We start from the raw sequence: 2,358 nt of genomic DNA, 5'->3' as shown, positions 1-2,358 counted from the left end.
GGAGCTTCGCATCGCCGGGTATGGCTATCCGTTAAACGGACCGAACCTATTTATGTGGTCCCGCAGGTCATTGCAGGCCGGCCCCATCAAGGCAGCGGCGTCGTCCCCGGGCACATAGCGATAGGGGATCGTCGTCACGCCTGCCAGGTCGCTTGGAAGCTTCACTTTCTCCTCTCGGGGTTCCATCAGAATTGCGCGTTGACGGTTCAGGCGACCCATAAACAGGCCAAGTTCGAAAACGACGTTATCCCGCGGGCTGGGCCAGTCCCTGCCTCGGCTTTCCGTCATGTCATCGGCATGCGCGACTGCAATCGCGAAATCGCATTTTTCCAACTCGTCCTCTAAACTTTGGAGGGGATAGCTCGCGACCTTRARCACCCCGTCGGTCCACRGGACGACCAGGAAGTCTCGGCTGAGCGCGTTCTGGATTATCCTTGCGACGGCCACGGCCTCGCCAGACGAGATCAGAAACACGCGAGTCTTATCTCGATATGCACCGATCGTCGCGTTCCGCTGCAGCAACCGCCTGGAGAGTTCCTTGGCGATGACGCGATACATTTCTGGATAGCGGGAGGCGATTTCGGTGAATTTCCCTTCGCTCAGCCTGGCGACGACGGAAGCTTCGCTCGCTGCCACCGTCGCCGATCTTCTCTGCGTCGGCTCTATGGCAGCCATCTCGCCGACGCAGTCGCCAGGGCCACGAGCAGCTACCCGCCGGCCGTTGACAACGACTTCGAATGAGCCTGCAATGATGAAATAAACGTCATTGTCGTGGCCGTCCTGTTGGATCAGTACCTGCCCCTTCGCCAGGGCGATCAATTCAACGGCATCAGCTAATTCTTCGGCCAGCGCACCGTTGCCCGAAACCAATTTCTGGCCGCGCAGAGCTTCCACGCGAAGCCGGTGCCCGCCCTCACCGAGAAATCTGTCAATCACGCCACGACCTCAGAACGACCAGTAGTAAGTAGATGAGTAGATTGTATCGTTATTGTGCTTAGTCCACTTCCACGATTTCCACATGTTCGTTCCCTTTGAAAGCTTCTGATCGTCATTCAAATAGTTATACACACGATCGGTAATCCATGTGGGATAATCCGCACTTTCGGYGGTCAACTTAGCCGCTAGGTTTGCCGAATTGCCAACCCACACAAGATCGTTGTCGCCTCGAACTCCTGTTCGCGCGACATGTATCTCAGAAGTGTCTATGCCCACCACATGCCTGATCGCATAGGTGCTGTTCTTGTATTGGTTCTTCAGCTCGGTCTGTACAATGTGCTTGACCGCATAGTTGATCTTTAGAGCACATCTCACTGCGTCGTTGCATTGACGCTCGCCGATGAAGACCCCCATAACGCGATCCCCGTCATATGAAACAATCGTTCCGCCCGCATCGTTTATCAAACGCGACGCCGCGTATAGATAGGTCTTGTAGACCTCAGCAGCAAAATGCCACTTCTTGCTCTCGACTAGCGATGTCGACTGGTCCAAGTCGGCGTACAGTACAGTCGCCCTCGCAAAGTGGACCGCATCGTTGCCCAGCTTGAGATCGCGAGGCTCCGGGACTTTCWCGCCATCCCGCGTAGCCCAGGCCGTCCTAAAGGTGGTGGATGYGTTGTTCTTGATCTCGTCAGCAATGCCCATTTAGCCCTCCCAATGAGCTCAGCTGCAACGAGTCTGGAAATGAAAGCAACCTCTCGCGTGAAGGGAATTTCAGGCGAGGCAGGTGCAGAGGAACTGTCACTGACGCCTTCGGGCAGACGGGCCGAAATCGCGCTTGAGGGTACGGTTTGAAAAGGCAGTCGGCAATACGGTGCGACCTGGTTGCTTGCAGCCGCCGTTGAAAGGATCGTCTCATCGAGGAAGGGAGTGATAACATGCGCGAGTCAAACGAGACGAAAGTCCTCCAAGAGCAAGATGGACAATACGCTGCCGRTTCACATAAACATCGACAGCTGGTACTTGGCACGATGAAGGTATGCGCCAAGTCGGGCGACATCGTAATGCTTGGCAAGTTCCTAGCTGAGAACGAAGAATTGCTCCAGAGCCTTCAGCGATCCAAAGCACTTGATCGCATTCGCGCATTTCATCGGGAGGGGCAAGCTTTCGAGGACAAGCACGGGATCGGCGCGGTCTTGGATCTTGCTGATCCTCACGTAAAGAAGCTGGTCAGGCTGGATGTCCTTGGTACCCATCCGGTGAAGACCGCAGGAGTGCGTATCCGGCCGTGAGCACCTGAGCACCGCCGTGCTTGGGTCAAGCTTTCGATGGGGGGACGCGATGATATTCATCGAGGAGGAATTTGACCTCCTTGATTCCTTCATCGGTGAAGGCCAAGATCCCGTCGTCATCGTGGGTGCC

At 55.8% G+C, this 2,358-nt stretch carries 3 protein-coding genes; 1 reads left to right on the top strand and 2 read right to left on the bottom strand.

Going from position 1 to position 2,358, the window contains the following annotated elements; genetic code table 11:
* Positions 1 to 24: 24 nt before the first annotated feature.
* Both LCM4576_RS00230 and LCM4576_RS00225 read right to left on the bottom strand, forming a co-directional pair.
* Positions 25 to 936 carry a TIR domain-containing protein gene (locus LCM4576_RS00230; RefSeq protein WP_071029583.1) on the bottom strand — a complete coding sequence of 304 codons (912 nt, stop codon included), beginning with the start codon at positions 934 to 936 and terminating at the stop codon, positions 25 to 27.
* Positions 937 to 945: 9 nt separating this feature from the next.
* Positions 946 to 1,641 (bottom strand): adenylate/guanylate cyclase domain-containing protein, encoded by a 696-nt coding sequence (locus tag LCM4576_RS00225; protein WP_071029581.1) that lies wholly within the window; start codon positions 1,639 to 1,641, stop codon positions 946 to 948.
* 233 nt (positions 1,642 to 1,874) lie between these two features.
* Between LCM4576_RS00225 and LCM4576_RS36210 the strand changes: the two genes are divergently transcribed.
* Positions 1,875 to 2,228, top strand: coding sequence for a hypothetical protein (locus LCM4576_RS36210; protein ID WP_131803197.1), 354 nt, complete (start codon positions 1,875 to 1,877; stop codon positions 2,226 to 2,228).
* Positions 2,229 to 2,358 lie beyond the last annotated feature (130 nt).

This window comes from Mesorhizobium sp. LCM 4576 (assembly GCF_001854815.1).
GTDB lineage: Bacteria > Pseudomonadota > Alphaproteobacteria > Rhizobiales > Rhizobiaceae > Mesorhizobium > Mesorhizobium plurifarium.
Note: the sequence above shows the minus strand (reverse complement) of the source record. Positions and strands in the feature narration are given on the sequence as shown.